This window comes from Aeromonas crassostreae, assembly GCF_054052445.1.
Window position 1 is genome coordinate 43,682 of sequence record NZ_JBSTYM010000009.1, and the last position, 25,425, is coordinate 69,106.

The 25,425-nt window shown below is 62.6% G+C and carries 20 protein-coding genes; 11 read left to right on the forward strand and 9 right to left on the reverse strand.

Translation table 11 applies throughout. From position 1 onward, the window contains the following. Positions 1–94 precede the first annotated feature (94 nt). A complete protein-coding gene (locus ACW5W4_RS09055; protein ID WP_456689158.1) occupies positions 95–2,884 on the reverse strand; it encodes a response regulator in 2,790 nt (929 codons plus the stop codon). A gap of 133 nt (positions 2,885–3,017) precedes the next feature. Between ACW5W4_RS09055 and trxC the strand changes: the two genes are divergently transcribed. Further along, on the forward strand, positions 3,018–3,455 hold the full coding sequence (gene trxC / locus ACW5W4_RS09060; RefSeq protein ID WP_456689159.1) for a thioredoxin TrxC: 438 nt from the start codon (positions 3,018–3,020) through the stop codon (positions 3,453–3,455). 153 nt (positions 3,456–3,608) lie between these two features. Then, complete coding sequence (locus ACW5W4_RS09065) at positions 3,609–5,009, forward strand: SLC13 family permease (protein ID WP_456689160.1); 1,401 nt, start codon at positions 3,609–3,611, stop codon at positions 5,007–5,009. A 443-nt stretch (positions 5,010–5,452) separates the two neighbouring features. Here ACW5W4_RS09065 and ACW5W4_RS09070 read toward each other — a convergent pair whose 3' ends face one another. Then, complete coding sequence (locus tag ACW5W4_RS09070) at positions 5,453–7,927, reverse strand: glycogen/starch/alpha-glucan phosphorylase (RefSeq protein ID WP_456689161.1); 2,475 nt, start codon at positions 7,925–7,927, stop codon at positions 5,453–5,455. A 408-nt stretch (positions 7,928–8,335) separates the two neighbouring features. Then, positions 8,336–8,536: a DUF4250 domain-containing protein gene (locus ACW5W4_RS09075; protein ID WP_427262689.1), complete on the reverse strand. Its 201-nt coding sequence runs from the start codon at positions 8,534–8,536 to the stop codon at positions 8,336–8,338. Positions 8,537–8,768: 232 nt separating this feature from the next. On the opposite strand from ACW5W4_RS09075, the gene ACW5W4_RS09080 reads away from it, so the two are divergent. Continuing rightward, positions 8,769–9,245, forward strand: coding sequence for a cell division inhibitor (locus ACW5W4_RS09080; protein WP_456689162.1), 477 nt, complete (start codon positions 8,769–8,771; stop codon positions 9,243–9,245). 371 nt (positions 9,246–9,616) lie between these two features. Here ACW5W4_RS09080 and ACW5W4_RS09085 read toward each other — a convergent pair whose 3' ends face one another. Continuing rightward, the gene (locus ACW5W4_RS09085) at positions 9,617–11,143 is read right to left on the reverse strand and encodes a fumarate hydratase (protein ID WP_427262687.1); all 1,527 of its coding nucleotides are present in this window, start codon (positions 11,141–11,143) and stop codon (positions 9,617–9,619) included. Between the two features lie 210 nt (positions 11,144–11,353). Here ACW5W4_RS09085 and pabB point away from each other — a divergent pair, with 210 nt between their 5' ends. From pabB to ACW5W4_RS09110, 5 genes are all read left to right on the forward strand, one after another. Beyond that, positions 11,354–12,730: an aminodeoxychorismate synthase component I gene (gene pabB, locus ACW5W4_RS09090; protein ID WP_456689163.1), complete on the forward strand. Its 1,377-nt coding sequence runs from the start codon at positions 11,354–11,356 to the stop codon at positions 12,728–12,730. After that, positions 12,727–13,296 carry a CoA pyrophosphatase gene (locus tag ACW5W4_RS09095; protein ID WP_456689164.1) on the forward strand — a complete coding sequence of 190 codons (570 nt, stop codon included), beginning with the start codon at positions 12,727–12,729 and terminating at the stop codon, positions 13,294–13,296. Before pabB ends, ACW5W4_RS09095 begins: the two co-directional genes overlap by 4 nt. Before the next feature lie 216 nt (positions 13,297–13,512). Then, positions 13,513–14,811 carry a serine/threonine transporter gene (locus ACW5W4_RS09100; RefSeq protein ID WP_427262684.1) on the forward strand — a complete coding sequence of 433 codons (1,299 nt, stop codon included), beginning with the start codon at positions 13,513–13,515 and terminating at the stop codon, positions 14,809–14,811. A gap of 141 nt (positions 14,812–14,952) precedes the next feature. Next, complete coding sequence (locus ACW5W4_RS09105) at positions 14,953–16,335, forward strand: L-serine ammonia-lyase (RefSeq protein ID WP_427262683.1); 1,383 nt, start codon at positions 14,953–14,955, stop codon at positions 16,333–16,335. 334 nt (positions 16,336–16,669) lie between these two features. After that, entirely contained in the window at positions 16,670–18,040 is a 1,371-nt protein-coding gene (locus ACW5W4_RS09110) for an L-serine ammonia-lyase (RefSeq protein ID WP_041998660.1), read from the forward strand. A gap of 408 nt (positions 18,041–18,448) precedes the next feature. Here ACW5W4_RS09110 and ACW5W4_RS09115 read toward each other — a convergent pair whose 3' ends face one another. Continuing rightward, positions 18,449–18,733, reverse strand: coding sequence for a YcgL domain-containing protein (locus ACW5W4_RS09115; RefSeq protein WP_427262682.1), 285 nt, complete (start codon positions 18,731–18,733; stop codon positions 18,449–18,451). Positions 18,734–18,839: 106 nt separating this feature from the next. Between ACW5W4_RS09115 and minC the strand changes: the two genes are divergently transcribed. The 3 genes from minC to minE are packed head-to-tail and all read left to right on the forward strand — an operon-like array spanning position 18,840 to position 20,665. Then, positions 18,840–19,565, forward strand: coding sequence for a septum site-determining protein MinC (gene minC, locus ACW5W4_RS09120; protein ID WP_456689165.1), 726 nt, complete (start codon positions 18,840–18,842; stop codon positions 19,563–19,565). 18 nt (positions 19,566–19,583) lie between these two features. Further along, positions 19,584–20,396 carry a septum site-determining protein MinD gene (gene minD / locus ACW5W4_RS09125; RefSeq protein WP_427262680.1) on the forward strand — a complete coding sequence of 271 codons (813 nt, stop codon included), beginning with the start codon at positions 19,584–19,586 and terminating at the stop codon, positions 20,394–20,396. A gap of 2 nt (positions 20,397–20,398) precedes the next feature. After that, positions 20,399–20,665, forward strand: a complete 267-nt coding sequence (gene minE, locus ACW5W4_RS09130) for a cell division topological specificity factor MinE (protein ID WP_041998671.1) — start codon at positions 20,399–20,401, stop codon at positions 20,663–20,665. Positions 20,666–20,782: 117 nt separating this feature from the next. Here the strand turns inward: minE and ACW5W4_RS09135 are convergent, their stop codons facing one another. From ACW5W4_RS09135 to fadI, 4 genes are all read right to left on the reverse strand, one after another. Continuing rightward, the gene (locus ACW5W4_RS09135; protein ID WP_456689166.1) at positions 20,783–21,343 is read right to left on the reverse strand and encodes a YaeQ family protein; all 561 of its coding nucleotides are present in this window, start codon (positions 21,341–21,343) and stop codon (positions 20,783–20,785) included. Between the two features lie 199 nt (positions 21,344–21,542). Continuing rightward, positions 21,543–21,683, reverse strand: a complete 141-nt coding sequence (locus ACW5W4_RS09140; protein WP_005895982.1) for a TIGR02808 family protein — start codon at positions 21,681–21,683, stop codon at positions 21,543–21,545. 240 nt (positions 21,684–21,923) lie between these two features. Beyond that, positions 21,924–24,071 carry a fatty acid oxidation complex subunit alpha FadJ gene (gene fadJ / locus ACW5W4_RS09145; protein ID WP_456689218.1) on the reverse strand — a complete coding sequence of 716 codons (2,148 nt, stop codon included), beginning with the start codon at positions 24,069–24,071 and terminating at the stop codon, positions 21,924–21,926. Then, a complete protein-coding gene (gene fadI / locus ACW5W4_RS09150; RefSeq protein ID WP_456689167.1) occupies positions 24,071–25,381 on the reverse strand; it encodes an acetyl-CoA C-acyltransferase FadI in 1,311 nt (436 codons plus the stop codon). The genes fadJ and fadI overlap by 1 nt, the downstream gene beginning before the upstream one ends. Between the last annotated feature and the right edge of the window lie 44 nt (positions 25,382–25,425).

The window sequence follows — 25,425 nt, forward strand, 5'->3', positions numbered from 1 at the left end:
CATGAGAATAATTGCTATTTGATCGCGTCCCGGCGGGCGCCTCCCGGCGAAAACAGGGAGGGGCCTGTCGGCCCCTCCCTGGCATTGGCTGCCGCTATGGCCGGGGCGATCGCCCCTCGTCCGCCTCCGGCGTCGCCCTGCCATCCCCCACCAGCAGGCAGTGAGACACCCGATCCCGGGTCTGGTTGAAGATGTGCTGCAAGCGGGTCAGATCCGATTCGCTCAACTCTTCTGCCTGATGCAGCCGCCACTCGAGCTCGGCTGCCATCATGTTGAGGCGCCGGGCCGAGAGGTTGGCCGAGACCCCCTTGAGGGTATGCAGCAGCCGTATCGCCACCTGCGGCTCCTGGCGGCGCAGGGCGCTGCGGATCTCCCACAGGTCATCCTTGTGCTCGGACATGAACAGCTTGAACAGGATCTGCAGCGCCTCCCTGTCCTGATCGAGTCGGTGCAGGGCGTCGGTCAGATCCAGCAGATCCATCGCCTCGGGGGGCTTGACCGTCACCTTCTGGCCAGTGGACACAGGTTTTACCCACTGCAGCAGGTTGTTGTAGAGATCCAGCTTGCTGACCGGCTTGGTCACATAGCCATTCATCCCCACCCCCAGGCAGCGCTCCCTGTCCCCCGGCATGGCGCTGGCGGTGAGGGCGATGATGGGCACGTCGTGTTTGTCGACCATCTTGCGGATCTGGCGGGTGGCATCCAGTCCGTCCAGCACCGGCATCTGCAAGTCCATCAGTATGATGTCAAACGGCTGCTCGGCGACCCGCTCCACCGCCTCCCGACCATTGGTGACCACGGTCACCTGCACGCCGACCCGTTTGAGGTACTCGAGGATGAGCTGCTGGTTGACCCTGTTGTCTTCGGCCAGCAGCACCCGGGTGCCCCGCAGCAAGTCGTGGAAATTCTGCTGATCCCCCTGGACCTCCGCCTGGCGCAGGTTCGCATCGAAGGAGCTGCCATTGAGCAGCTCATCCACCTTGGCCAGCAGGGCATTTTCCGTCATGGGCTTGGCGAGGAAGTGGTGCAGCCCCATGCTCTCCATGCGCACCTGCAGCCCCTCCTTCGCCCAGGCGCTGGTCATCAGGATGGGAATGAGCCGCCACTGGCTGTGCTGGCGCATCTCCAGCGCCAGATCCAGACCATCCTCCTGGCCCATGCGCCAGTCGAAGATGGCCAGCCTGAGGTTGATCCCCTCCTCCAGCAGCACCTCACGGGCGCGCGAGACGCTGTTGACCCCTATCACCCTGGCCCCGGATCGGCTCAGCATGTCGCCGATGAGCTCCAGCACCAGCTCGTTGTCGTCCATGACCAGGATGAGGGGCTGCTGCTCGAAGAAGACCCGCCGCCCGCTGACGCCATAGACCGCCTTGCTCATGGGGATCTCGAACTGGAACAGGGAGCCGACCCCGGGCTTGCTCTGCACCGATATCTTGCCCCCCATCAGCTCCACCAGCCGCTGGGAGATGTTGAGGCCGAGGCCGGAACCGCCATATTTGCGGGTATTGCCCGCCTCCAGCTGGGTGAACGGCTGGAACAGCTGGGCCAGCTTCTCCTCGGCGATGCCTATCCCTGTGTCCCGCACGCTGAATCGCACCCGCATGGGATCGGCACTGGCCAGGGTGATGACCACCTCCACCTCACCGCGCTCGGTGAACTTGATGGCATTGTTGACCAGATTGACCAGCACCTGGCCCAGACGCAGGGGATCCCCGCGCAGGAAGTCGGGCACGGCGGGGGACTTGTTGATGATCACCTCGACCTGCTTGCGCTCGGCCAGGTCGGCAAACATGCCCGCCAGGGAGTCTATCTGCTCCCCCAGATCGAAATCGATCTCCTCCAGGCTCAGCTTGCCGGACTCGACCTTGGTCAAGTCCAGGATGTCGTTGATGAGCAGCAGCAGGGTATCCGACGAGGACTTGATCTTGCCGAGGTAGTCCCGTTGCTGCTGGCTGAGGGGGGTCTGCAATGCCAGGGTGCTAAAGCCAATGATGGCGTTCATGGGGGTGCGGATCTCGTGGCTCATGTTGGCCAGGAAATCGCTCTTGGCCTGGGCCAGCAGGCCGGTCTCCCGGGAGAGCTCGCTCAGCCTCTGGTTGCGTCGCCACAGGGTCAGGGCCACCAGGGAGAAGCTGATCAGGGCGCCGGCCAGCACCAGCAGGAAGAAGCGGCTCTTGAGCTCGGATGCTTGCCGGATCTTGCTCTGCTTCCAGGCCACCAGGGCGTCGAGCTCGTGCATGTCGATCACCTGATTGCGCAGCCGATGGTAGCTGGCGACCTGGGCGCTCACGTCCTGGCTGAGCGCAATGAGGCTGCGCAGGGCCGGCACCTGTGCCACCGACCCGTGCAATTGCTGCAACAGCTGATCAACGGCCTGGCCGTCCGCCTGATCCCAGTTGCGTTTGAGGTAGTGCAGCCGCTGGGCCAGGGTGCGCACCTGCCCCACCAGCTCGGCGTCTGCCTGGCTGGCCTTCAATACCATACTCAACTGCTGCTGGAACGGTTTTTCTATGTATTCGAGCCCCATCTCCATGGAGGAGAGCCGCGTCAGATCCCGCAGATAGAGCGCGATATCGTGCAGCAGCGCCTGGGCATGGGGGTTGGCGGCGGAGTCCGGATCCTGGCGCACCTGGCGCACGAACCTGTCCAGATTGGCGGAGAGCTGCTCCAGACGCTGCTGCACCTGCTCGTCGTTGGCCTGCTCGCGCCCGAGCAGATAGACGGTATCGGTATTGACCCGGTTGAGGATGAGTTCGGCCGCCACACTGAGATCGAAGGCCCGTTGCTGCTGGCTGAGCAGGCGCCAGCAATAGCCGCTGAACAGCAGCAGTGTGACCATGACCAGACACAAGATCAGTCGGTTGGACCCTGTGTTATTATTCATCCCGTTTTCACTCTCATGTGTGACGTGCTCCCGCAAGGCCCAAGGTATCAAGGTGCGTCCATGTTAGCGTCAGCGTGCCCTGAAAGTGAAATGGATGTGATAAATCAACGCATAACCGATGAGAGAGCACCCTATGACCCTTATCACCACCCATTGTAGCCAGTGCCTGACCCGCAATCGGCTGCCCAGCGAGAAATTGCGGGCCGACGCCAAGTGTGGCCGTTGTGGCCATGCCCTGTTCGCCATCACCCCCATCGAGGGCGACACGGCCCATTTCGAGCGCCTGATCCAGTCCGATCTGCCGGTGGTGGTCGACTGCTGGGCCAGCTGGTGCGGCCCCTGCCAGCAGTTCGCCCCCATCTTTGCCGAGGTGGCCCGGGAACTCGAACCCGGCGTGCGCTTCGTCAAACTCGACACCGAGCAGCAGCCCGACATTGCGGCCCGCTATGGCATTCGCAGCATCCCGACCCTGCTGCTGTTTCGCCGGGGAGCCCTGATCGGCAGACAGGCTGGCGCCCTGCCAAAGAGCGTATTCAAACAATGGCTTGCGGAACAGACTGGCACCAAATGATGCTGCATTGTTCTTGAGGTGTTACTCAAATGTAACCGCAACGGGCCGCTCTGTGAGCCTTGCCAAAGTTTGGGGATCTGCCCCTGTTTGAAACAGCGCAACAGTCGTAACCTCGGCAACACAACAACAACCATAAATTAACCGAGGCGCCCTATGCAACGCACTGTCTCTCCCCTGGTCACACCCGATCCCTCCCCCAATCAACGCTGGTTCGATATCAAGTCCGGCATCGTCATCGGCAACGTGCTGCTGCTGTGTGCCATGCTCGCATGGCTCCCGTTCGATCCCATGGTCAACAAGGGACTCGGCATCCTGGTCTTCATCGCCATCCTCTGGTTGACCGAGGCGCTCCATGTCACCGTCACCGCCCTGCTCATCCCCCTGCTCGCCACCCTGCTCGGGGTGTTTGACATGGCCAAGTCCCTCACCGATTTCGCCAACCCCATCCTCTTCCTGTTCTTCGGTGGCTTTGCCCTGGCCGCCGCCCTCTCCAAGCAGGGACTGGACAGGCTGATGGCCGCCAGGGTGATGCAGCTGGCCCGAGGCCACCTCATCTGGGGCGCCATCCTGCTGTTCACCATTACCGCCGCCATGTCCATGTGGATCAGCAACACCGCCACCGCCGCCATGATGCTGCCCCTTGGCATCGGCCTGCTGGCCCAGCTCGACAGCCAGCGGGATCGCCGCACCTTCGTGTTCGTGCTGCTCGGCATCGCCTACAGCGCCAGCATCGGCGGCATAGGTACCCTGGTCGGCAGCCCCCCCAACGCCATCGCCGCCGCCCAGATGGGGATCAGCTTCACCGACTGGATGAAGTTCGGCATGCCAGTGGTGCTGATCCTGATGCCCTGCGGCATCGCCCTGCTCTACCTGGTCACCCGTCCGGACTTGAGCCACCGGGTCGAGAGCCAGCATGTCACCATCCACTGGACCCGGGATCGCAAGGCCACCCTGGCCATCTTCCTGGTCACCGTCGTGCTCTGGATAGGCTCCCAGCCCATCGCCAAGGCGCTGGGCGGCATTCCCCAGTTCGACAGCCTGATCGCCATCGGCGCCATCATCGCCATCGCCACCAGCCGGGTCGCCAGCTGGGATGACATCAACCAGAACACCGACTGGGGCGTGCTGATGCTGTTCGGGGGCGGTCTGACCTTAAGCGCCATCCTCAAGGCGACGGGTACCAGCGCCTTCCTGGCCGAGCACCTCTCCGCCGTGCTGGCCAATGCCAACCTCTTCATCATGCTGCTGGCGCTCGCCGCCTTCGTGGTATTCCTGACCGAACTGGTCTCCAACACCGCCACCGCCGCCCTGCTGATCCCGCTGTTTGCCGGGGTGGCCGAGGCCCTGGGGGTCTCTCCCGTGGTGATGTCGGTGCTGATCGCCATCGGCGCCTCCTGCGCCTTCATGCTGCCGGTCGCCACCCCGCCCAACGCCATCGTCTTCGCCAGCGGCCATATCCAGCAGCGGGAGATGATGCGCGCCGGCCTGGCCCTGAACCTGGTGTTCACCCTGCTGCTGGCCATCCTGGCCTTCTTCGTCGGCGACATCCTCTGAGTCGTCACGGATCCGGCCACCCAGGCCCCCGCCTCGCGGGGGCTTTTTTTTCGCGCGCAGCCAACCGCCTCAAGCCGGGATCCCGCGCCGGCAACCGCCGTCCTCACTCTCTGTGCCACCCAGGGCAAACTCCCCCTCAGGCCCGGGCCGCGCCTTGCCAGCGCCCCAGTCGCAAGCCCACCGCCAGGCCGCGCCAGCCCTCTCCTCCCGTAAGCCGATCGCCACTCACGACTCCTGGCGGCCTTTCGGTTGAATAGGGTTCCCTTTATGTACTCCCAACCAGGTTCCCACGCCTGGCCCGGCCCCCTCCAGGGCCTGGCTCAACCAGGCCACTGGCGCCATGACCCAAGGTTCCCTCGCCCGAGGGCCTCCCTGTTCGGCGGCCTGGGAGACAGGCACAAAAAAGCCCCCGGCATGCGGGGGCTTGCGGCCTATGGCGGTGATCAACCCACCTTGCAGCGTTCGAGCTTCCAGATCCGCTCGACATAGTCCTGGATGGAACGGTCCGAGTTGAACTTGCCCATGGTGGCCGAGTTGATGATCGCCTTCTTCGCCCACAGGGCCGGGTCGCGATACCAGGTGTCCACCAGCTTGTGCGCCTCGGAGTAGGACTCGAAGTCTGCCAGGGTCAGGTAAGGATCCCCCCCTTCCAGCAGGGAGCGCTTGATGGAGGAGAGTTCCCCCGGCTTGCCCGGCGTGAAGTAGTCGGTATCGAACCAGTCCAGCACCGCCTTGAGCTCGGAGTTGGCATAGTAGAAGTCATACGGGTTGTAACCGCGTGCCTTCAGGGACTTCACCTCGTCCACGTTGAGCCCGAAGATGGCGCAGTTCTCTGCCCCCGCCTCTTCGGCGATCTCGATGTTGGCCCCATCCAGGGTGCCGATGGTGATGGCACCGTTCAGCGCCAACTTCATGTTGCCGGTACCCGAGGCCTCGTAGCCTGCGGTAGAGATCTGCTCGGAGACATCTGCCGCCGGGATCAGTTTCTCCGCCAGGCTGACGCGGTAGTTCGGCATGAACACCACCTTCAGCTTGCCCTGGATGCGGGCGTCGTTGTTGACCCGCTCCGCCAGCTTGTTGATGGCGTAGATGATGTCCTTGGCCAGCTTGTAACCGGGCGCCGCCTTGGAGCCGAAGATGAACACCCGCGGGTGCATGTCATAGTCGGGGTTGGCCAGCAGGCGACGGTAGAGCGCCATGATGTGGATGAGGTTGAGCTGCTGGCGCTTGTACTCGTGCAGGCGCTTGATCTGGATGTCGAAGATGGCATTGGCATCCACGTCGATCCCGGTCTCGGCCTTGATCACCTTGACCAGCTTCTCCTTGTTGTGACGCTTGATGGTCATGAACTGCTGCTGGAATGCCTTGTCATCGGCAAATTTCACCACGCCGCGCAGCTTGTCCAGTTGCAGCGGCCACTCCTTGCCCACCACCTCGTTGTACAGATCGGCCAGCTCGGGGTTGCAGGCCAGCAGCCAGCGGCGGGGGGTGACCCCGTTGGTGACGTTGCACATCTTCTCGGGCCAGAGGGCGGCAAATTCCGGGAAGAGATCCTCTTTCACCAGCTTGGAGTGGATCTCGGCCACGCCGTTGACCCTGGAGGAGCCGATGACGCACAGGTTGCCCATGCGGACCTTGCGCACGTCCCCTTCTTCGATGATGGAGAGCTTGGCCTTGATGGCGTTGTCGCCCGGCCACTTGGGTTCCACCAGATCGCCGAGGAAGCGGGCATTGATCTCGTAAATGATCTCCAGATGACGGGGCAGCACCTTCTCGAACAGGCTGACATTCCACTTCTCCAGCGCCTCCGGCAGCAGGGTGTGGTTGGTGTAGGAGAAGACCTGATAGCAGATGGCCCAGGCGGCATCCCAGTGCAGGTCTTCTTCGTCCACCAGCACCCGCATCAGCTCGGGGATGGCCACGGTCGGGTGGGTATCGTTGAGCTGGATGGCGATCTGGGCGGCAAACTTGCCAAAATCGCTGCCATGGACCCGCTTGTAGCGGCGCATGATGTCCTTGATGGAGCAGGCGCAGAAGAAGTACTGCTGGATCAGGCGCAGCTCCTTGCCCGCGTCCGTCTCGTCGTTGGGATAGAGCACCTTGGAGATGGTCTCGGCCTGGGCTTTTTCCGCCTGGGAGTCGACATAGCCACCGGCGTTGAACACGTCCCAGTCGAAGAATTCGGAGGCGCGGGACTCCCACAGACGCAGTATGTTGACGGTGTGACCGCCAAAGCCCACCACAGGGATATCCCAGGGCACCCCTTTGATCTTGCGACCGGCATGCCACACCTTCTTCAGGGCGCCGCTCTCGCAGAACTGGGTCTCCACATAGCCATACAGGGGGATCTCCTGCACCGACTCGGGGCGGCAGATCTCCCAGGGGTTGCCATATTCGCGCCAGGAGTCCGGACGCTCGATCTGGCGACCATCCTGGATCTCCTGGCGAAACAGGCCGTGCTCATAGTGCAGGCCATACCCTACCGCCGGGTAGTTCAGGGTCGCCAGGGAGTCTATGAAGCAGGCCGCCAGGCGCCCCAGGCCACCGTTGCCGAGGGCCATGTCCGGCTCCTGCTCGCACAGATCGGTCAGCTCCAGGCCCAGCTCGGCCAGCGCCTCTTCGCACAAGGTATAGAGAGAGAGGTTGTGCAGGTTGTTGGAAGTCAGCCGCCCCATCAGGAATTCGGCCGAGAAGTAGTGGATAGCCCGGGTATCCTCGCTAAGGTGAGTCTGCTGGGTACGGGTCAGACGCTCGTACACCAGCTCATTGACGGCGGCGGCTGTCGCCTTCCACCAGGACTGGGGCGAGGCCTTCTGCTCACTGGTACCCAGAGTGGAGCGCAGATGACGCACTATGCTCGCCTTGAGTTGATCCTTATTCAGTTGCAGATCCAGCTCTGTCTTCTTCTTGCTAGCCATAACGCTGTTTCCTTCGTTACTTAAATAATTTATTTACCCGCCAGGGACCGATTTTTAGTTATCTGAGATATGTATTCCGGCGTTGACATACTAACGAATGATGCCGATATAAAAGTTAACTTACGTCACAGTTTAACGTATGAAAGTGACAGTTTAACAATGAAAACCCTTTCCTGTCACCAGAGATTAAAATCCATATAGATCAATAACTTTTCATTAATGGTGGTTATTTGAACCCTGTATTGAGCATGAGTATGGTTTCACGTTATCCCCAGCCAATGGATGGCTTGAAAATATCTGAAAATAAAACGAAAGGGTGAAATCGTTTTCAACTCACGACCACATCGACACAACAAAACAGCCGCCCATAGAGCGGCTGATTTTTAACATTTCCGATTCAAAGCAGACTCATAGCAACCTGGATTTAAACTGGTTGCTCGCACCGTCGTATTGATAACCAATCTGCTGCAGGCGGGTAGCAAGCTGATCCTCGCTCATGTCGTAGTAGGCGAGCAGCTCATCGAGATTGTCGCACTCCAACCTCAGCTTCTCGTTGACGATCCCCAACAAGATGTTGGCGTCCAATCGCTGCAAAGTCGTGGCATCCATGACATGGCTCCTCTGTTAAACCCTGTATAACCATGGCCCCCCTGCCGGGTTTTGTCCATTTATCGGACCATAAGCGTTCGAAGCCATGATAAAGAAACCAGAGAGGTATCAATGAGATGGCGTTTATCTTGGTTAGCTGCGTCACATTTTTGAGCAGAAACGACTTGTCGAATGCACTGGATGCAACTACTGTATACACATACAGCATGGTAATTCATACAGGAATCAGCAGATGAACCAGCCAATGAGCCGCCCCCTTGCCTCCCTGACCGCCGGGTTGACCCAACCCTGGCCGACTCGTCATCTGACACGCCGTCCGGGCGCATCCGCCATGACAGTGCGAGACGGGGCCCAGCTGCTGGGCGCCCTGGGGCAGATAAGCCAGGCGAAGCGAGGCTGGATCCTGCTGATTGCGCCCCCCGGTCTGCCGGTCGCCGCCCAGCTGCGGGCTCATGGCATAGATCCGGCCCACGTGCTGGTGGTCCACCGCCACAAGATCAAGAACTGGCAACGCACCCTGGAGCTGGCCCTCGACCGCAGCCGCTGCGCCGCCGTCGTCACCTGGCTGCCCGAGGCCATCAGCCTGGATACCGAGCGCCTGCTCCGACTGAGCCAGGGCAAGGAGATGCTGACCCACTACTTCCAGCGCGAGACGAGCCAGGGGCCAGCCGTGAACTATGGCAACCAGGACATCTACCTCAATCATTGAGCCTCATGCCGCCCGCGGCGAGCAGCCATGAGGATGACGAGGCATTTGACAGCCTTGAGACCTTGGATATCCCTGAGGGGGTTGAACGACCCAGGACGCCTGAGAGAGCCGAGCGGCTTGCGTGGTTGAGGGTTTGAGGGTTTGAGGGTCTGAAAGTTTGAAGGTTTGAAGGTTTGAAGGTTTGAAGGTTTGAAGGTTTGAAGGTTTGAAGGTTTGCCAGCCTGCTCCCCCTGCCCGCTGGTGCAAGGCGCTGATCTGGTCAAGGGCCGGCAACGCTGGGGGTCAGGTCAAATGAACACAAAGGCAAGAACAGAACGGCGGCCCGAGGGCCGCCGCTTGCCATGACAGGAGGCGAGCGCCCCCCTGCCGACTCAGGAGGAGAGCTTGCCGTCGAGCTCGGCAATCTTGGCGGACCAGATGGCCGGGCCCGTCTCGTGGATATTGTTGCCCTGGGAGTCCACCGCCACGGTCACCGGCATGTCTTCCACCTCGAACTCGTAGATGGCTTCCATGCCCAGATCGGCAAAGGCTACCACCCGCGACTTCTTGATCGCCTTGGCCACCAGGTAGGCGGCGCCCCCCACGGCCATCAGATAGACGGCCTGGTGCTGGCGGATGCTCTCGACGGTTTTCGGGCCGCGCTCTGACTTGCCTATCATGCCGATGAGGCCGGTTTCCCCCAGCATCATGTCGGTGAACTTGTCCATCCGGGTGGAGGTGGTGGGGCCGGCCGGACCGACCACCTCATCACGCACCGCATCGACCGGACCGACGTAATAGATGAAGCGGTTGGTGAAATCGACCCCTTCCGGCAGACCCTCGCCATTTTTCAGCATGTCGGCGATGCGCTTGTGGGCGGCGTCGCGACCGGTGAGGATCTTGCCCGAAAGCAGCACGGTATCGCCGCTCTTCCAGCTGGCAAGCTCGGCCTTGGTGATGCCATCGACATTGACCCGGCGCACATTGCCACCGGACTCGCGGGTGATCTCAGGCCAGTCTTCCAGCCTGGGCGGGGTCAGCTCGGCCGGGCCTGAGCCATCGAGCTCGAAGTGGACGTGGCGGGTGGCCGCGCAGTTGGGGATCATCACCACGGGTTTGGAGGCGGCGTGGGTAGGCGCCGATTTGACCTTCACGTCCAGCACTGTGGTGAGGCCGCCCAGACCCTGGGCACCGATCCCCAGCTTGTTGACCTGGTCATAGAGCGCGACCCGCAGCTTCTCTTCGGTGGTCTCGGGTCCGCGGGCGATCAGCTCCTGGATGTCGATGTGCTCCATCAGGGCTTCCTTGGCGAGCACGGCCGCCTTCTCGGCGGTGCCGCCGATGCCGATGCCCAGCATGCCGGGCGGGCACCAGCCAGCGCCCATGGTGGGCACCGTCTTCAATACCCATTCGACGATGTCATCGGAGGGGTTGAGCATCGCCATCTTGGATTTGTTCTCGGAGCCGCCTCCCTTGGCCGCGATGCTCACCTCCACCTTGTTGCCGGGGACCATGTCGATGTGCACCACGGCCGGGGTGTTGTCCTTGGTGTTCTTGCGGCTGCCGGCCGGATCGGCGAGCACGCTGGCTCGCAGCGGGTTGTCCGGGTTGGTGTAGGCGCGGCGCACCCCTTCGTCCACCATCTGCTGCACTGTGAGATCCGAGTCCCACTGCACCTGCATGCCGATCTTGACGAAGCAGGTGACGATGCCGGTATCCTGGCACAGAGGGCGATGGCCTTCGGCAGACATGCGGGAGTTGATCAGGATCTGGGCCAGGGCATCCTTGGCGGCCGGGTTGATCTCGCGGTCATAGGCGGCCTTGGCGGCCTGGACGAAATCGAGGGGGTGGTAGTAGGAGATGTACTGCAGGGCGCCTTCGACGGAATCGATAAAATCCTGTTTTTTTATGATGCTCATATCATCCTCACTGGTCCTTGTCTTTGCGAACGGCGGCAAAGCAAGGGCTTCCATGTTGGCCACGCCAGAGAGGGAAAGAGAGGGGCATGCAAGTCCCTTCCAACGTCAGGGCGCGGCGTGTTTTTTCTAACATTCGCGGCCACTATGATACCCTTGCCACCCCATACCGGCTAGGGACCAGCGCGCAAACTGTTGCCTGTGTAACAAAAAATGAAACCATCTCTGCACATTCATCCTCTCCCAGATACCGGCAGCGCGGCGACCCTGTTTGCCCGGCTGCAACACCTGCCCTGGGCCATGTTGCTCGAGTCCATGGGCCCCCTTGGTCAGGACAATCGCTTCGACATCATCACCGCCGATCCCCTGGCGACCCTCGCCACCGAGGGTGAGCTGACCCGGCTCTGCCAGGCAGGCGATGAGCAGCGCCTGAGCGGGGATCCCCTCGCCCTGCTGGCCGAGACCCAGCGCCGCCTGCTCGGCCAGACGCAGGCCTGCGAGCACGACCTGCCCTTCATCGGCGGGGCGCTCGGGCTGTTTGGCTACGATCTGGGACGCCGCTTCGAGCGTCTACCGGTGCAGGCCCAGGCCGATGTGGCCATCCCCGACATGGCGGTCGGCCTCTATGACTGGGCCCTCATCCATGACAAGGAGAAGGGGAGCTGGCAGCTGGTGCACTGGGGCGATGCACCCGGGCTGGCGCGCCGCCTCGCCTGGTGGCAGGCCCAGGGGGAAGTGGCGCCCAGGGCGTTTCACCTGCTAGGCCCTTGGCAGAGCAACATGAGCCGCGAACAGTATGCCGACAAATTTGCCCGCATCCAGGCCTATCTGGCGGCGGGGGACTGCTACCAGATCAACCTGACCCAGCGCTTCCAGGCCCCCTATCAGGGGGACGAGTGGGCCGCCTACCTGCGGCTGCGAGCCGCCAATGGCGCCCCTTTCTCCGCCTTCCTGCGCCTGCCAGGCAGCGCCGTGCTGAGCCTCTCCCCCGAGCGCTTCCTGCTGCTGGATGGGCGCCATATCGAGACCAAGCCCATCATGGGCACGCGCCCCCGCGCCGCCGAGCCCCGTCAGGACGAGCCCAGCGCCCGCGACCTGGCGGGCGCCGACAAGGACAGATCGGAGAATCTGATGATCGTGGATCTGCTGCGCAACGACATAGGCCGGGTGAGCCGGCCTGGCACGGTCAGCGTCCCCCAGCTGTTTGCGGTCGAATCCTTCCCCGCCGTCCATCACCTGGTCTCCACCATTCATGGCGAGCTGGATGAAAGCTGGCAGGGGGTGGATCTGCTGCGCGCCTGCTTCCCGGGGGGCTCCATCACAGGGGCGCCCAAGATCCGGGCGATGGCGATCATCGAGGAGCTCGAACCCCACAGGCGCAACGGCTATTGCGGCAGCATTGGCTACCTGAGCCAACATGGGCGCATGGACACCAGCATCTGCATCCGGACCCTGCTGGCAGCCAGCGGGCAGCTCTATTGCTGGGCCGGTGGCGGCATCATCGCCGACTCCCGGGTAGAGGACGAGTATCAGGAGACCTTCGACAAGCTGGCGCGGATCCTGCCACTGCTGGAGAACGAGCACCCATGACCCATGGCGACCTGCTGACCCGCTTTCTGTTGCAATTGCCCAGCCCCGCCCTGGTGCGCCCGAGTCGCCCGGGCCTCCATCCCGCCGCCGTACTGATGCCCCTGGTCGAGCGCGCCGACGGCCTGCACCTGCTGCTGACCGAGCGCAGCCGCCACCTGCGCCACCACGCCGGGGAGATAAGCTTCCCCGGGGGACGCCAGGATCCGGAGGATGAGAGCTTCTATCGGACGGCGCTGCGGGAGACCGAGGAGGAGATAGGGGTGCCCGCCAGCCAGATCCGCCTGCTCGGTCATCTACCCAGGCTGCCGACCGTGTCGCAGTTCGAGGTGCTGCCCGTGGTCGGCCTGCTGGATCCGCATTACCGGCTGGGGCTCAACGAGGATGAGGTCAGCGCCGCCTTCGAGGTGCCCCTGCACCACCTGCTCGATCCCGCCCGCTACATCAGCATGACCCTGCAGCGTCAGGGGCGCCGGGACACCCTGTACTGGATCCCCTGGCAGCACAGATACATCTGGGGCGCGACCGCCAGCATGATCCGGCAACTGGCCGCCCAGATCGCCATTTAACAGCGTCGTTACATTATTTGGGGTGAAAATCGAAATTTAACATTCAAATAACACCGGAAATGATAAACAAAAATTGAAATTTTATTCTTTTGATCACGTTTCCATAAAAAAGTGCGGGTTTCGACGGTAGAAAAGTGAATTTGATCAACATTTTCACCCGCAAAGACAGTATCCTTGCGCCGGATTAATAAAAACCACACATCTGGGGTCAGACACATGTCAAATACCGTCACTCACGCACAGGACGCTGCGGTCACCAAGGAGCAAGGAACAAGCTCCGTTCAATCCCGTGGTTGGGGCAAACAGGATACCACCTGGGTCATCAGCCTGTTTGGTACCGCCGTCGGCGCAGGGATCCTGTTCCTGCCCATCAATGCCGGCATGGGTGGCTTCTGGCCGCTGGTCTGCATGGCGCTGCTGGTCGGCCCCATGACCTATCTGGCCCACCGCGGCCTGTCCCGCTTCGTGCTCTCTTCCAAGAAGCCCAATGCGGACATCACCGAGGTGGTGGAAGAGCACTTCGGCGTCGGCGCCGGCAAGCTCATCACCCTGCTCTACTTCTTCGCCATCTATCCCATCGTCCTCATCTATGGCGTAGGGATCACCAACACGGTCGAGAGCTTCATGGTCAACCAGCTGCAGATGGCCGCGCCGCCGCGCTGGATCCTCTCCATCGTGCTGATCATGGGCATGATGTCCGTGATGCTGGCCGGTGAGAAGCTGATGCTCAAGGTGACCCAGTTCCTGGTCTACCCCCTGATCGCCGTCCTGGCGGGCATCTCCCTCTATCTGATCCCGGACTGGACCGGCGCCGCCCTGGCCCAGGTTCCCTCCGGCAAGGATTTTGCCACTACCCTGTGGCTGACCATCCCCGTGCTGGTGTTCTCCTTCAACCACAGCCCGGCCATCTCCAGCTTCGCCCTGGCCCAGCGCCGTGACCATGGCGACCAGGCCGTGGCCAAGTCCGATGCCATCTTGAAGCGCACCGCCATGCTGCTGCTGGGCTTCGTGATGTTCTTCGTCTTCTCCTGCGTCATGAGCCTGACCCCGGCCCAGCTGGCGGAAGCCAAGGCCCAGAACATCGCCGTTCTCTCCTACCTGGCCAACCAGCACGAGAGCCCGCTCATCTCCTACTTCGGTCCCCTGGTCGCCTTCGTGGCCATCGTCTCCTCCTTCTTCGGCCACTATCTCGGTGCCCGTGAAGGTCTCAAGGGCCTGATCGTCCAGCAGATGCGCGGCGCCAACAAGGAGCCGAACCACAAGCTGATCGAGATGATCATCATCGCCTTCTTCATCCTCACCCTCTGGGTCGTCGCCGTGGTCAACCCCTCCATCCTGGGCATGATCGAATCCCTGGGCGGTCCCATCATCGCCACCATACTCTTCATCATGCCGATGTACGCCATCAAGCGCGTGCCCGCCATGGCCAAGTATCAGGGCCAGATCAGCAACGTCTTCGTGACCACCATGGGTCTGGTTGCCATCTCCGCCATCCTTTATCAGCTGTTCGGCTAAGTCGGACACGGATAAATCCCCGCAAAGGGCTGCCTCGGCAGCCCTTTTTCATGGCGCCATCACATCCCTCACCTCCCCCTCTTCCCATCGACTACAAAAAATTTACAATGTTTAGACAAAACCCATAAGCGGAGTGATGTCATGATCAGCGTCTTCGACCTGTTTTCCATCGGGATAGGCCCCTCATCCTCCCACACGGTCGGCCCCATGCGGGCGGCTCACGCCTTCGTGACCCAGCTCAAGGCGCAGGGTCTGCTGGCGCGCACCCACAGGGTCGAGACCGAGTGCTACGGCTCCCTCGGCCAGACCGGCAAGGGACACGGCACCGGCAAGGCGATCATCCTGGGACTGGCGGGATTCGAGCCCGATACCGTCGATATCGAAGGGATCCCCGCCTTCCTCGCCGACGTGGAGCGCAGCCAGACCCTCACCCTGGCCGGCGAGCAAGCGAGCGCCTTCCCTCGCAATGGCGCCATCCTCTTCAACCGCCGCAAGACTCTGCCCGCCCACTCCAACGGCATGACGCTGCGCGCCTATGAGGGGGACGAGCTGCTGCTGGCCCAGACCTACTACTCCATCGGCGGCGGCTTCATCATAGAGGAGAGCCACTTCGCCAGCGCCCGGGAGGAGGCGGCGGCCTTCGAGGCGGCGCACCCCATTCCCTACCCGTTCGACAGCGGCGCCCAGCTGCTGGCCCACTGCCAGGAGAGCGGCCTCTCGGTGTCCGGCTTGATGCTGGCCAACGAGAAGGTGTTTCGCAGCGAGCAGGAGATAGTGGCGGGGCTGCGCAAGATCTGGCACGCCATGCAGGGCTGCGTGACCCGGGGCTGCCAGAGCGAGGGGGTGCTGCCCGGCGGGCTCAAGGTACGCAGACGGGCCCCCGCCCTGTTCCGTCAGCTCAGCTGCGAGACCAATTTCAACAAGGATCCCCTGATGGTGATGGAGTGGGTCGACCTGTTCGCCCTGGCCGTCAACGAGGAGAATGCCGCCGGGGGCCGGGTGGTCACGGCACCGACCAACGGCGCCGCCGGCATCATCCCCGCCGTGCTGCACTACTATGATCGCTTCGTGCGCACCGTGGATGACGCGCTGCTGGTGCGCTACTTCCTCACCGCCGCCGCCATCGGCATCCTCTACAAGAAGAACGCCTCCCTCTCCGGGGCCGAGGTGGGTTGCCAGGGCGAGGTGGGGGTGGCCTGCTCCATGGCGGCGGGAGCCCTGGCCGAGCTGCTCGGCGCCAGCCCCGCCATCGTCGAGAATGCCGCCGAGATCGGCATGGAGCACAACCTGGGGCTCACCTGCGATCCGGTCGGCGGCCTGGTGCAGGTGCCCTGCATCGAGCGCAACGCCATGGGGGCGGTCAAGGCGATCAACGCCGCCCGCCTCGCCCTGCGGGGTACCGGCGAGCACAAGGTCTCCCTGGACAAGGTGATCAAGACCATGTGGGAGACCGGCAACGACATGAAGACCAAGTACAAGGAGACGGCCCGAGGGGGCCTGGCGGTGAACATCACAGAGTGTTAACACCGCAGCGTCGCAGGGACTCTCCTCGGGGCTATCGCGATGCAAGAAACCCATACGAACCCCATTTTCCCCGCTATACCCGGCCTCGCCGGGTATTTTTTCGCAAAACGTTTGCCAAACGATTAACAAAATGGATAAGCATCAAAATAAATTTTATACTCGCGGCCTTTGGTTCAACAAAAATAGACCTGTTTCAACTTTTTTTAAGGCAGACCGCGTTACACTGCCGTTACCAGGTCCAGGACCTTAGGGCGATGTCACGACGCAAGCGCCATGGATCACCCCCTTTTGCAAGCCGGCAAGGCGCCGGCTTCTACCCAGAGGTAACTACTAGATGATCAGCGTTTTTGATATTTTCAAAATCGGTGTTGGCCCCTCCTCCTCCCACACTGTGGGCCCGATGAAAGCGGCCAAGCAGTTCGTGGACGAGCTGCGAGCGAGCGGCAAGATCCGTGATATCACCCGGATCCAGGTCGATGTCTATGGCTCCCTCTCCTGGACCGGCAAGGGTCACCATACCGACACCGCCATCATCATGGGCCTGGCGGGCAACCTGCCGGAAAACGTCGATATCGACGGCATCCCCGAGTTCATCTCCCGGGTCGAGCAGACCGGTCGCCTGCCCATCGGCCTGCACTGCCACACCGTCAGCTTCCCGCGCGATGCCATGGTGTTCCATGACGAGGCCCTGCCCCTGCATGAGAACGGCATGACCCTGACCGCCTTCATCGAGGATGCCAAGGCCTACAGCAAGACCTACTACTCCATCGGCGGTGGTTTCATCGTCGACGAGGAGAACTTCGGCAAGGCCGACAGCGGCGACATGGCGGTCAACTACCCGTTCAAGAGCGCCGCCGAGCTCATCGCCCATTGCAGCCAGACCGGCCTCTCCATCTCCTCCCTGATGATGGAGAACGAGAAGTGCTTCAACACCCCGGAAGAGATCTACAAGAAGCTCGGCAAGATCTGGACCACCATGCGGGAAGGGATAGAGCGCGGCTGCCGCACCGAGGGTGTGCTCTCCGGGCCGCTGCGGGTGCCCCGTCGCGCCGCTCCCCTCTATCGCCAGCTCACCACCAACGAGAGCCTGTCGAGCGACCCCATGAACATCATCGACTGGGTCAACATGTTCGCCCTGGCGGTGAGTGAAGAGAACGCCGCCGGTGGCCGCGTGGTCACGGCACCGACCAACGGCGCCGCCGGCATCATCCCCGCCGTGCTGGCCTACTACGACAAGTTCATCCAGCCGGTGGGCCGCGAAGAGTACACCCGCTTCTACCTGGCCGCCGCCGCCGTCGGCATGCTCTACAAGATGAACGCCTCCATCTCGGGGGCCGAAGTGGGCTGCCAGGGTGAGGTGGGTGTCTCCTGCTCCATGGCCGCCGCCGGCCTGACCGAGCTGATGGGCGGCAGCCCGGAGCACGTCTGCGAAGCCGCCGAAATCGGCATGGAGCACAACCTGGGTCTGACCTGTGATCCGGTCGGTGGCCAGGTGCAGGTGCCCTGCATCGAGCGCAACGCCATCGCCTCCATGAAGGCGATCAACGCCTCGCGCATGGCCCTGCGCCGCACCTCCAAGCCGCGCGTGTCGCTGGACAAGGTGATCGAGACCATGTACATCACCGGCAAGGACATGGACTCCAAATACCGCGAGACCTCCCGCGGCGGCCTGGCCATCAAGGTGATGCAGGTCGCCTGCGAATAAGCGGCGACGCCGTGCGATGAAAAAGGCGGGATCTCCCGCCTTTTTGCTGCCCGCCTTTCACTGCCTCTTCCTGGCGCGCGCCGCCCCCTCCCTCTCGCCTTGCCGAAGTACCCTTGCTGGCGCCATGGCAGCGCGCCCCGCCATGTCCCGGGATCCAGGTCGTCAATAAAGCACAGGGAGGACACCTGTATATTTATACAAGTCTATCGCCGTTTGAAAATATATTTTCAAGGCTCATTCGAAGGCGAAAGAGATTATCGCTCGCGGCAGACGGGGTATTTAGCGAGGCCATGGCGGCCAAGCGGATAATTAGGGCGGGGGTACAATGCAATAACGGGGAAACAACCGAGGCCCGGGAGCAAGACGCCCCGGGGAGGGGCGCCCGGCGACAGGGGGCGTCCGATAATATCAGGGGGCCTTGCGCCGGGTTTGTGCCAGCTTGTGCTGCTCGAGCAGGTTCTCCACCGGCGGCGGCACCTGCAGATAGAAGCCCTGCTGGCGCAGCGCCTCCATCACCCGGCTCACGCTCGCCATGCCCAGGGGCTTGCCCGGGGTGAGCCGGGTCATCAGCACCAGTTGCGGAGGGCCGAAGGTCTGCATCAGGGGGGATGGAACCCGGGAAAAATCATCTCTTTTTTCGACAAAGAGATAGGTGTCCGCTTTTTTGCGACTTTTATAGACTGCACACAACATGGAAATTGATATAATCCGCTGAGTTTATTGCCTCGGAAGTGGGCAAACTATAACATCAGGCAATCAATAACAATAACGGATTACCGTCTCTGTCTCGGGGAAAGTCATGGTTGAGCGCGATAACGAATTGAAAGGGACCACCTTCACTATTTCTGTGTTGCATATCAACGATGCCGCGCCGGACAAGATACGCCAGTTATTGGCCGCCAAGGTGGCGCTGGCGCCCCGTTTTTTCAATTGTGCGCCCCTGGTGCTCAATGTGGAAAAACTCGCGCAGCAACCGGATTTTGACGAGCTCAAGGCCCTGGTCGAAGCGGAAGACTTCGTGCTGGTCGGCATCACAGGGGCCAAGGATGAGGCCATGAAGACCGCCGCCAAGGCGGCGGGTCTGGCGGTAATGACCTCGGGACGCAGCCGCAAGGCCGAGGTCCTGGTCGATGCCGAACCGGCCGCCGAGCCCACTCCGCCCGAGGTCGCCGAGCACCCGCTCCCCGCCCCCCTGATCGCCAGCAAGGTCCATGTCGGCCCGGTGCGTTCCGGCCAGCAGATCTACGCGGTCGGCACCTCCCTGGTGGTGCTAGGCTCGGTGAGCCAGGGGGCCGAAGTTCTGGCCGATGACAGCATTCATATCTACGGGGCCCTGCGGGGCCGGGCAATAGCCGGGGCGCGCGGTAATGGCGATGCCCGCATCTATTGCCAGCAATTGCAGGCCGAGCTCCTCTCCATCGCGGGCACCTTCCAGCTCAGCGATGCACTGCCAGCCGACCTGATACAACAGCCGGTCCATGTCCGGTTGGATAATGAACAACTCCGAATAGACCGCATCAAATAGAGTTACAAGGAAGCGAGAATGGCGCGAATCATAGTCGTTACATCCGGCAAAGGTGGCGTTGGCAAGACCACTACCAGCGCGGCATTGAGTACGGGACTGGCCCAGCGGGGTCACAAGACGGTGGTCATCGATTTCGATATTGGCCTTCGAAATCTTGACCTCATCATGGGGTGCGAGCGGCGCGTGGTGTATGACTTCGTCAACGTCATCAATGGCGAGGCAAACCTCAACCAGGCCCTGATCAAGGACAAGCGCAGCGAGAACCTCTTCATCCTGCCCGCCTCCCAGACCCGGGACAAGGACGCCCTCACCAAGGAGGGGGTCGAGAAGATATTGGATCAACTGGCAGAGATGGGCTTTGAGTACATCGTCTGCGACTCCCCCGCCGGGATTGAGTCCGGCGCCCTGATGGCGCTCTATTTCGCCGACGAAGCCATCGTCACCACCAACCCGGAAGTCTCTTCCGTGCGCGACTCGGACCGGATCCTCGGCATCCTGGCCTCCAAGTCCCGCCGGGCCGAGCGCGGCGAGGATCCCATCAAGGAGCACCTGCTGCTCACCCGCTACTGTCCGACCCGGGTCAGCCGTGGCGACATGCTGAGCGTGCAGGACGTGCAGGAGATCCTGGCCATTCCGCTGCTCGGTGTCATTCCCGAGTCCCAGGCGGTGCTGCGCGCCTCCAACTCGGGCGAACCCGTTATCCTGGATAAAGAGTCCGATGCGGGCAAGGCCTATGAAGACGCCGTTTCCCGTCTGATGGGAGACGCCACCGAGTTCCGTTTCCTGCAAGAAGAGAAGAAGGGCTTCTTCAGCCGTCTGTTCGGGAGTTAAGCATGTCTATTTTTGATTATTTTCGTTCCACCAAGAAGCAGACGACGGCCCAGACCGCCAAGGAGCGGCTGCAGATCATCGTCGCCCATGAGCGCTCGTCCAGAGGGGGGCCGGATTACCTGCCCCAGCTCAAGCAGGACATCCTGGACGTCATCCGCAAGTACGTGCAGATAGACCCCGAGAAGGTGACGGTGCAACTGGATCAGAAGAGTGATGAGCTGTCGGTGCTCGAACTCAACATCACCTTCGCCGATGACAAGAAGGGATGAGCCAGGCGCCCTATGCGTGACCCTTTCCCCCAATGAGACCGGATCCCGTCCCAGGATCCGGTTCTTTTTTGCCTCTGTTTTGCCCCGCTATGTCGCTTACACACGCCTGTCGATGCGTCAGACCAGCTCCCGCGCCTGCTTGCCGTGCAACACCAAGGGATCCAGGGTCACCTCGGCCTCGCCGTTGCTGATCCAGAGCTGACCGTCCGAGATGGTGCAGGTGAGCTGCATGGTGCGCTGGATCAGGGCCGCCAGCGGCAGGGTCTGGTTGTCGCTGAGTTCGATGATGCTGAGGTTGTCGTGGGCGCTGAGCTTGCCCTGGTTCTGTTTCCACCAGACGCTGGTGCCGCGCCCGCCGTAGAGATAGAGCACCACCCGGCGCGAGCGGTTGCACGCCTTCTTGAGGCGGCGCTCGTCAGGCTGGCCCAGCTCTATCCAGAGCTCAATCTCGTCGGAGTAGTTCTTGCGCCACAGCTCGGGTTCATCGTCCGCCGACAGCCCCTTGGTGAATTCGAGCCGCTCGGCGGCATGCCAGGCAAAGGCGGCGAGGCGGATCATCATGCGCTCGTCGGTTTCGGAGGGGTGACGGGCCAGGGTGAGGGAGAAGTCCTGATAGAGCCCCCTGTCCATGTCGGAGAGAGAGATCTGAGCCTTGAATACGGTTGCCTTGAGAGCCATGAGAAACCTTATGGGAGACGAAACGGGAGACCCGACGCGGGCCGGGCGCCAGTGTAATCAAATTTGCGGGCAGCTTCGAGCCCCTTGCACGGCCCGCCCCGCATCGGGGGGGAGCAGCAACGAAAAATGCCGGTCCTGGGACCGGCATGGCACGAGAGGCGGGGCCCTGGCGGCCCTTTACCGAGTCAGGCCGGCGGCCTCACTTCTCGGCGGATTGCACCCCGAACGCATTGAGCAACACGCAACAGGTCACCGCCACCGCCACGAAGCCGCTCAGGAAGATGAAGGGCATGACGCCATAGCCCAATACGGTCCAGATGGTTTGTTCAAGAAAGCTCATGATGTGTCCTTTGTCCGATGGCGCGCCCCTGGCGCGACACTCTATTCTGGCCCAGGCCGCTCTGGGGTTCACTGTCGTTTCTATTGGAACCTAACTGGCCAGCCAAGCCTATGCCACCAAAGGAATATATAGGGGGCCACTTTGCGCCAGATCAATTTTTTGCGGCAAATAATCCCCTGCCCACCAACGACAGAGGCGACCCGGGGCCGCCTCTGCAGATCATCATGACATGGCGCCGGCTCAGTAGAAGCTCAGCCCCTCTGCCGCCATCGCCTTGAGCCTGGCACAGGGGGCGTAGCGCTCACCCAGGCGCTGCTGGTAGTGCTCGAGACGCGCCACCAGTTCACCAATGCCCAAGGTGTCCATGTAACGGAACGGGCCGCCGAGGAAGGGGGGGAAGCCGATGCCGAAGATGGCGCCTATGTCGCCATCCCGGGCCGAGGCCACCACGCCGCCATCGAGCGCCATGGCCGCCTCGTTGAGCATCAGCAGCACGCAGCGCTCCACCAGCTCCCGCTTGGCGAGTCTGGCCTGGGGCTTGACCCCGAGCAGGGCATAGACGCTCTCGTCCACCGTCTTCCTGCCTTCCTTGCCGGTGAGGCGGTTGCGGGGCGCCGCCTTGCCGTAAAGGTAGAAGCCCTTGCCGTTCTTGCGCCCCTTGCGATCGTCTTGCAGCAGCTTGTCAAACGCCTTGGGCGCCTGGAACTGCTCGCCCCCCAGCTCCTGCTCGAGGATGGGGGAGATCTTGGCCCCCACGTCGATCCCCACCTCGTCGAGCAAGGTGATGGGGCCGACCGGGAAGCCGAAGTCCTGCAAGGCGCCATCGAGCACCTCCACCGGCTCCCCTTCCAGCACCAGGCGCGCCGCCTCGTTCATGTAGGGAGCCAGGATGCGGTTCACATAGAAACCGGCCTCGTCCTTGACCACGATGGGGGTCTTGCCCTGGGCCCGGGCGAAGGCCAGGGTGGTGGCCACCGTCTCGGCGCTGGTGCCGGCATGGGGAATGATCTCAGCCAGCGGCATCTTGTCCACCGGGCTGAAGTAGTGCAGACCCACTATCTTGTCCGGGCGGGCGGCCCCTTGCGCAATCCGGTGAATGGGCAGGGAGGAGGTGTTGGAGGCAAACACCGTGTGCTCGCCGCACTCGCGCTCCACGTCCTGCACCATCTGGTGCTTGAGATTGATATCCTCGAACACCGCCTCCACCACCAAGTCCACCCGGTGGAAACCGGAGTAGTCCAGGGTGCCGGTCAGTCGGCTCATCTGCTTTTCCAGCTCGCTGCGCAGGATCTGGCGGCGCTTGAGCTTCTTGGCCAGCAGATCATGGCTGTAGCGCATGGCGTTGCCGATCCCGGCGCTCCCTACGTCCTTGATCCGCACCGGCACCCCCGCCTTGGTGGCGGTGACATAGGCGATGCCGCCCCCCATCAGGCCGCCCCCCAGCACGGCGGCATGGCTCACCTTGCGCGGCTCGGCGCCCTGATAGTTCACCTCCTTCTTCATCTGGGTGGTGGCGAAGAAGAGGGAGCGCAGGGCGGCGGATTCCGCCGTCATCACCAGCTCGCCAAAGTGGCGGGATTCGGCGGCAAGGCCGGCCTGGATCCCCTCCTCCATGCCGATGCGCACCACGTCCAGGATCCGCTCCGGCGCCGGATAGTTGCCACGGGTCTTGGCCATGACCCCCTTGCGGGCCTGATCGAACAGCACCTTGCGCCCCACCCCGCTGGTCTCCAGCAGCTTGCCCTGCAGATCCCGCTTCAGGGTGTGACGGGGCTTGCCCTTGTGGGCCAGCTTGATGGCGGCCTCGAGCAGGATGGATGGGGGCACCACCTCGTCCACCAGCCCCAGTTTGCCCGCCTGCTTGGGCCGCACCTGCTTGCCGGTCAGCATCAGATCCAGCGCCTTGGCCACCCCGATGAGGCGCGGCAGACGCTGGGTGCCACCGGATCCCGGCAACAGGCCGAGCTGCACCTCGGGCACCCCCAGCACCGTCTTGCCATGGTCACTCGCGACCCGGCCATGACAGGCGAGCGCCAGCTCCAGCCCCCCGCCGAGGCAGGGGCCGTGGATGGCGGCGATCACGGGAATGCTGAGCTGCTCGATCTCGGCGAACACCTCCTGCCCTTCCCGTGACAGGATCTGGGCATCCTGGGCGCTGGTGCAGGCATCCAGCATGCTGATATCGGCCCCGGCGATGAAGGAGTCCTGCTTGCCGGAGACGATCACCAGACCGATCAGATCCTTGTTGGCCCGCACCTGGGCCAGCACGGTGCGGATCTCGTTGGCGAAGGCCGCCTTGAGGGTGTTCATGCTCTCACCGGGCACATCCATGGTGAGGATGCCGATGCCGTCTTTGCGAATATCCAGAGAAAAAGTGTGCGCGTTCATCATTCCACCTCCAACACCATGGCCACACCCAGTCCACCCGCCGCACAGGCGGTGTTGAGTCCCAATCCGCCACCCCGGCGGCGCAGCTCATGGAGCGTCTGGGTGATCATGCGCGCGCCGGTCGCGGCGAAGGGGTGACCATAGGCCAATGAGCCCCCCAGCACGTTGAACTTGTCCATGTCGATCTCGCCGATGGCGCCGTCACGACCCAGCTTGTCCCGGGCAAATTCCGGGCTGGCAAACATCTTGATGTTGGCCAGGGTCTGGGCGGCGAAGGCCTCGTGCATGTCGATGAGGGTCAGATCGGCCAGGGTGATCCCGGCCCGATCCAGGGCGATGGGGGTCGCATAGGAGGGCCCCATCAGCATGTCCTGCCACACGTCGATGGCGGAGAAGGCGAAGCTGCGAATATAGCCGAGCGGCTCCAGCCCCAGCTCTTTTGCTCGCCCTTCCCGCATCAGCAGCACGGCGGCGGCGCCGTCGGTGAGCGGGGTGGCGTTGGCGGCGGTGACCGAACCATGGACCCGGTCAAACACCGGTTTGAGCTTGGCGTAGCTCGCCAGATCCGAGCCCTCGCGGATGTTGTTGTCCCGCTCGAGCGGCAACTTGTAGGGGGGCACATGGGCGGTGAACACCTCGCCGCTGAGCTTGCCCTGCGCCCAGGCTTCTGCCGCCAGGGTGTGGGAGCGGTGGGCCAGGGCATCTTGCGCCTCGCGGCTGATCTGGTGGCTCTTGGCCATCTGCTCGGCGGTCTGGCCCATGGAGAGGCCGGTGGAGTACTCGGCCACCGCCGGCGGCACCGGCAGCAGATCCCGGGCGCCGAGTCGGCGCAAGATGGCAAATTTTTGCGCAAAGGTGCGCGCCTTGTTGAGATCCACCAGGGCGCGGGCCAGTTTCTTGCTCACCCCGATGGGCAGCACGGAGGAGGAGTCTGCCCCGCCGGCGATGGCGATGTCCACCGTGCCGGCCATGATGGATTCGGTGACATTGGCCACCGCCTGGAAACTGGTGGCACAGGCGCGTGACACGCTGTAGGCGTCGGTGTGAACGCTCATGCCGGTGCCGAGCACTATCTCGCGGGCGATGTTTGGTGCTTCCGGCATCTGCACCACCTGGCCGAACACCAGCTGATCGATGAGGGTGGGATCGAGATCCGTGCGGGCGAGCATCTCGCTCACCACCAGCTTGCCGAGATCCACCGCGGGCACGCCGTGAAAGGCGGTGGCCTGCTTGGCAAAGGGGGTTCGCAGCCCCGCCACGACGGCAATCCGTTCGCCCTGGCGAGTCGTCAGTTGTAAAGGCTGTTTCATCCTGGCTCCTTGGGTCAATGGGAAGAGGTCAGACCTCATCGCGC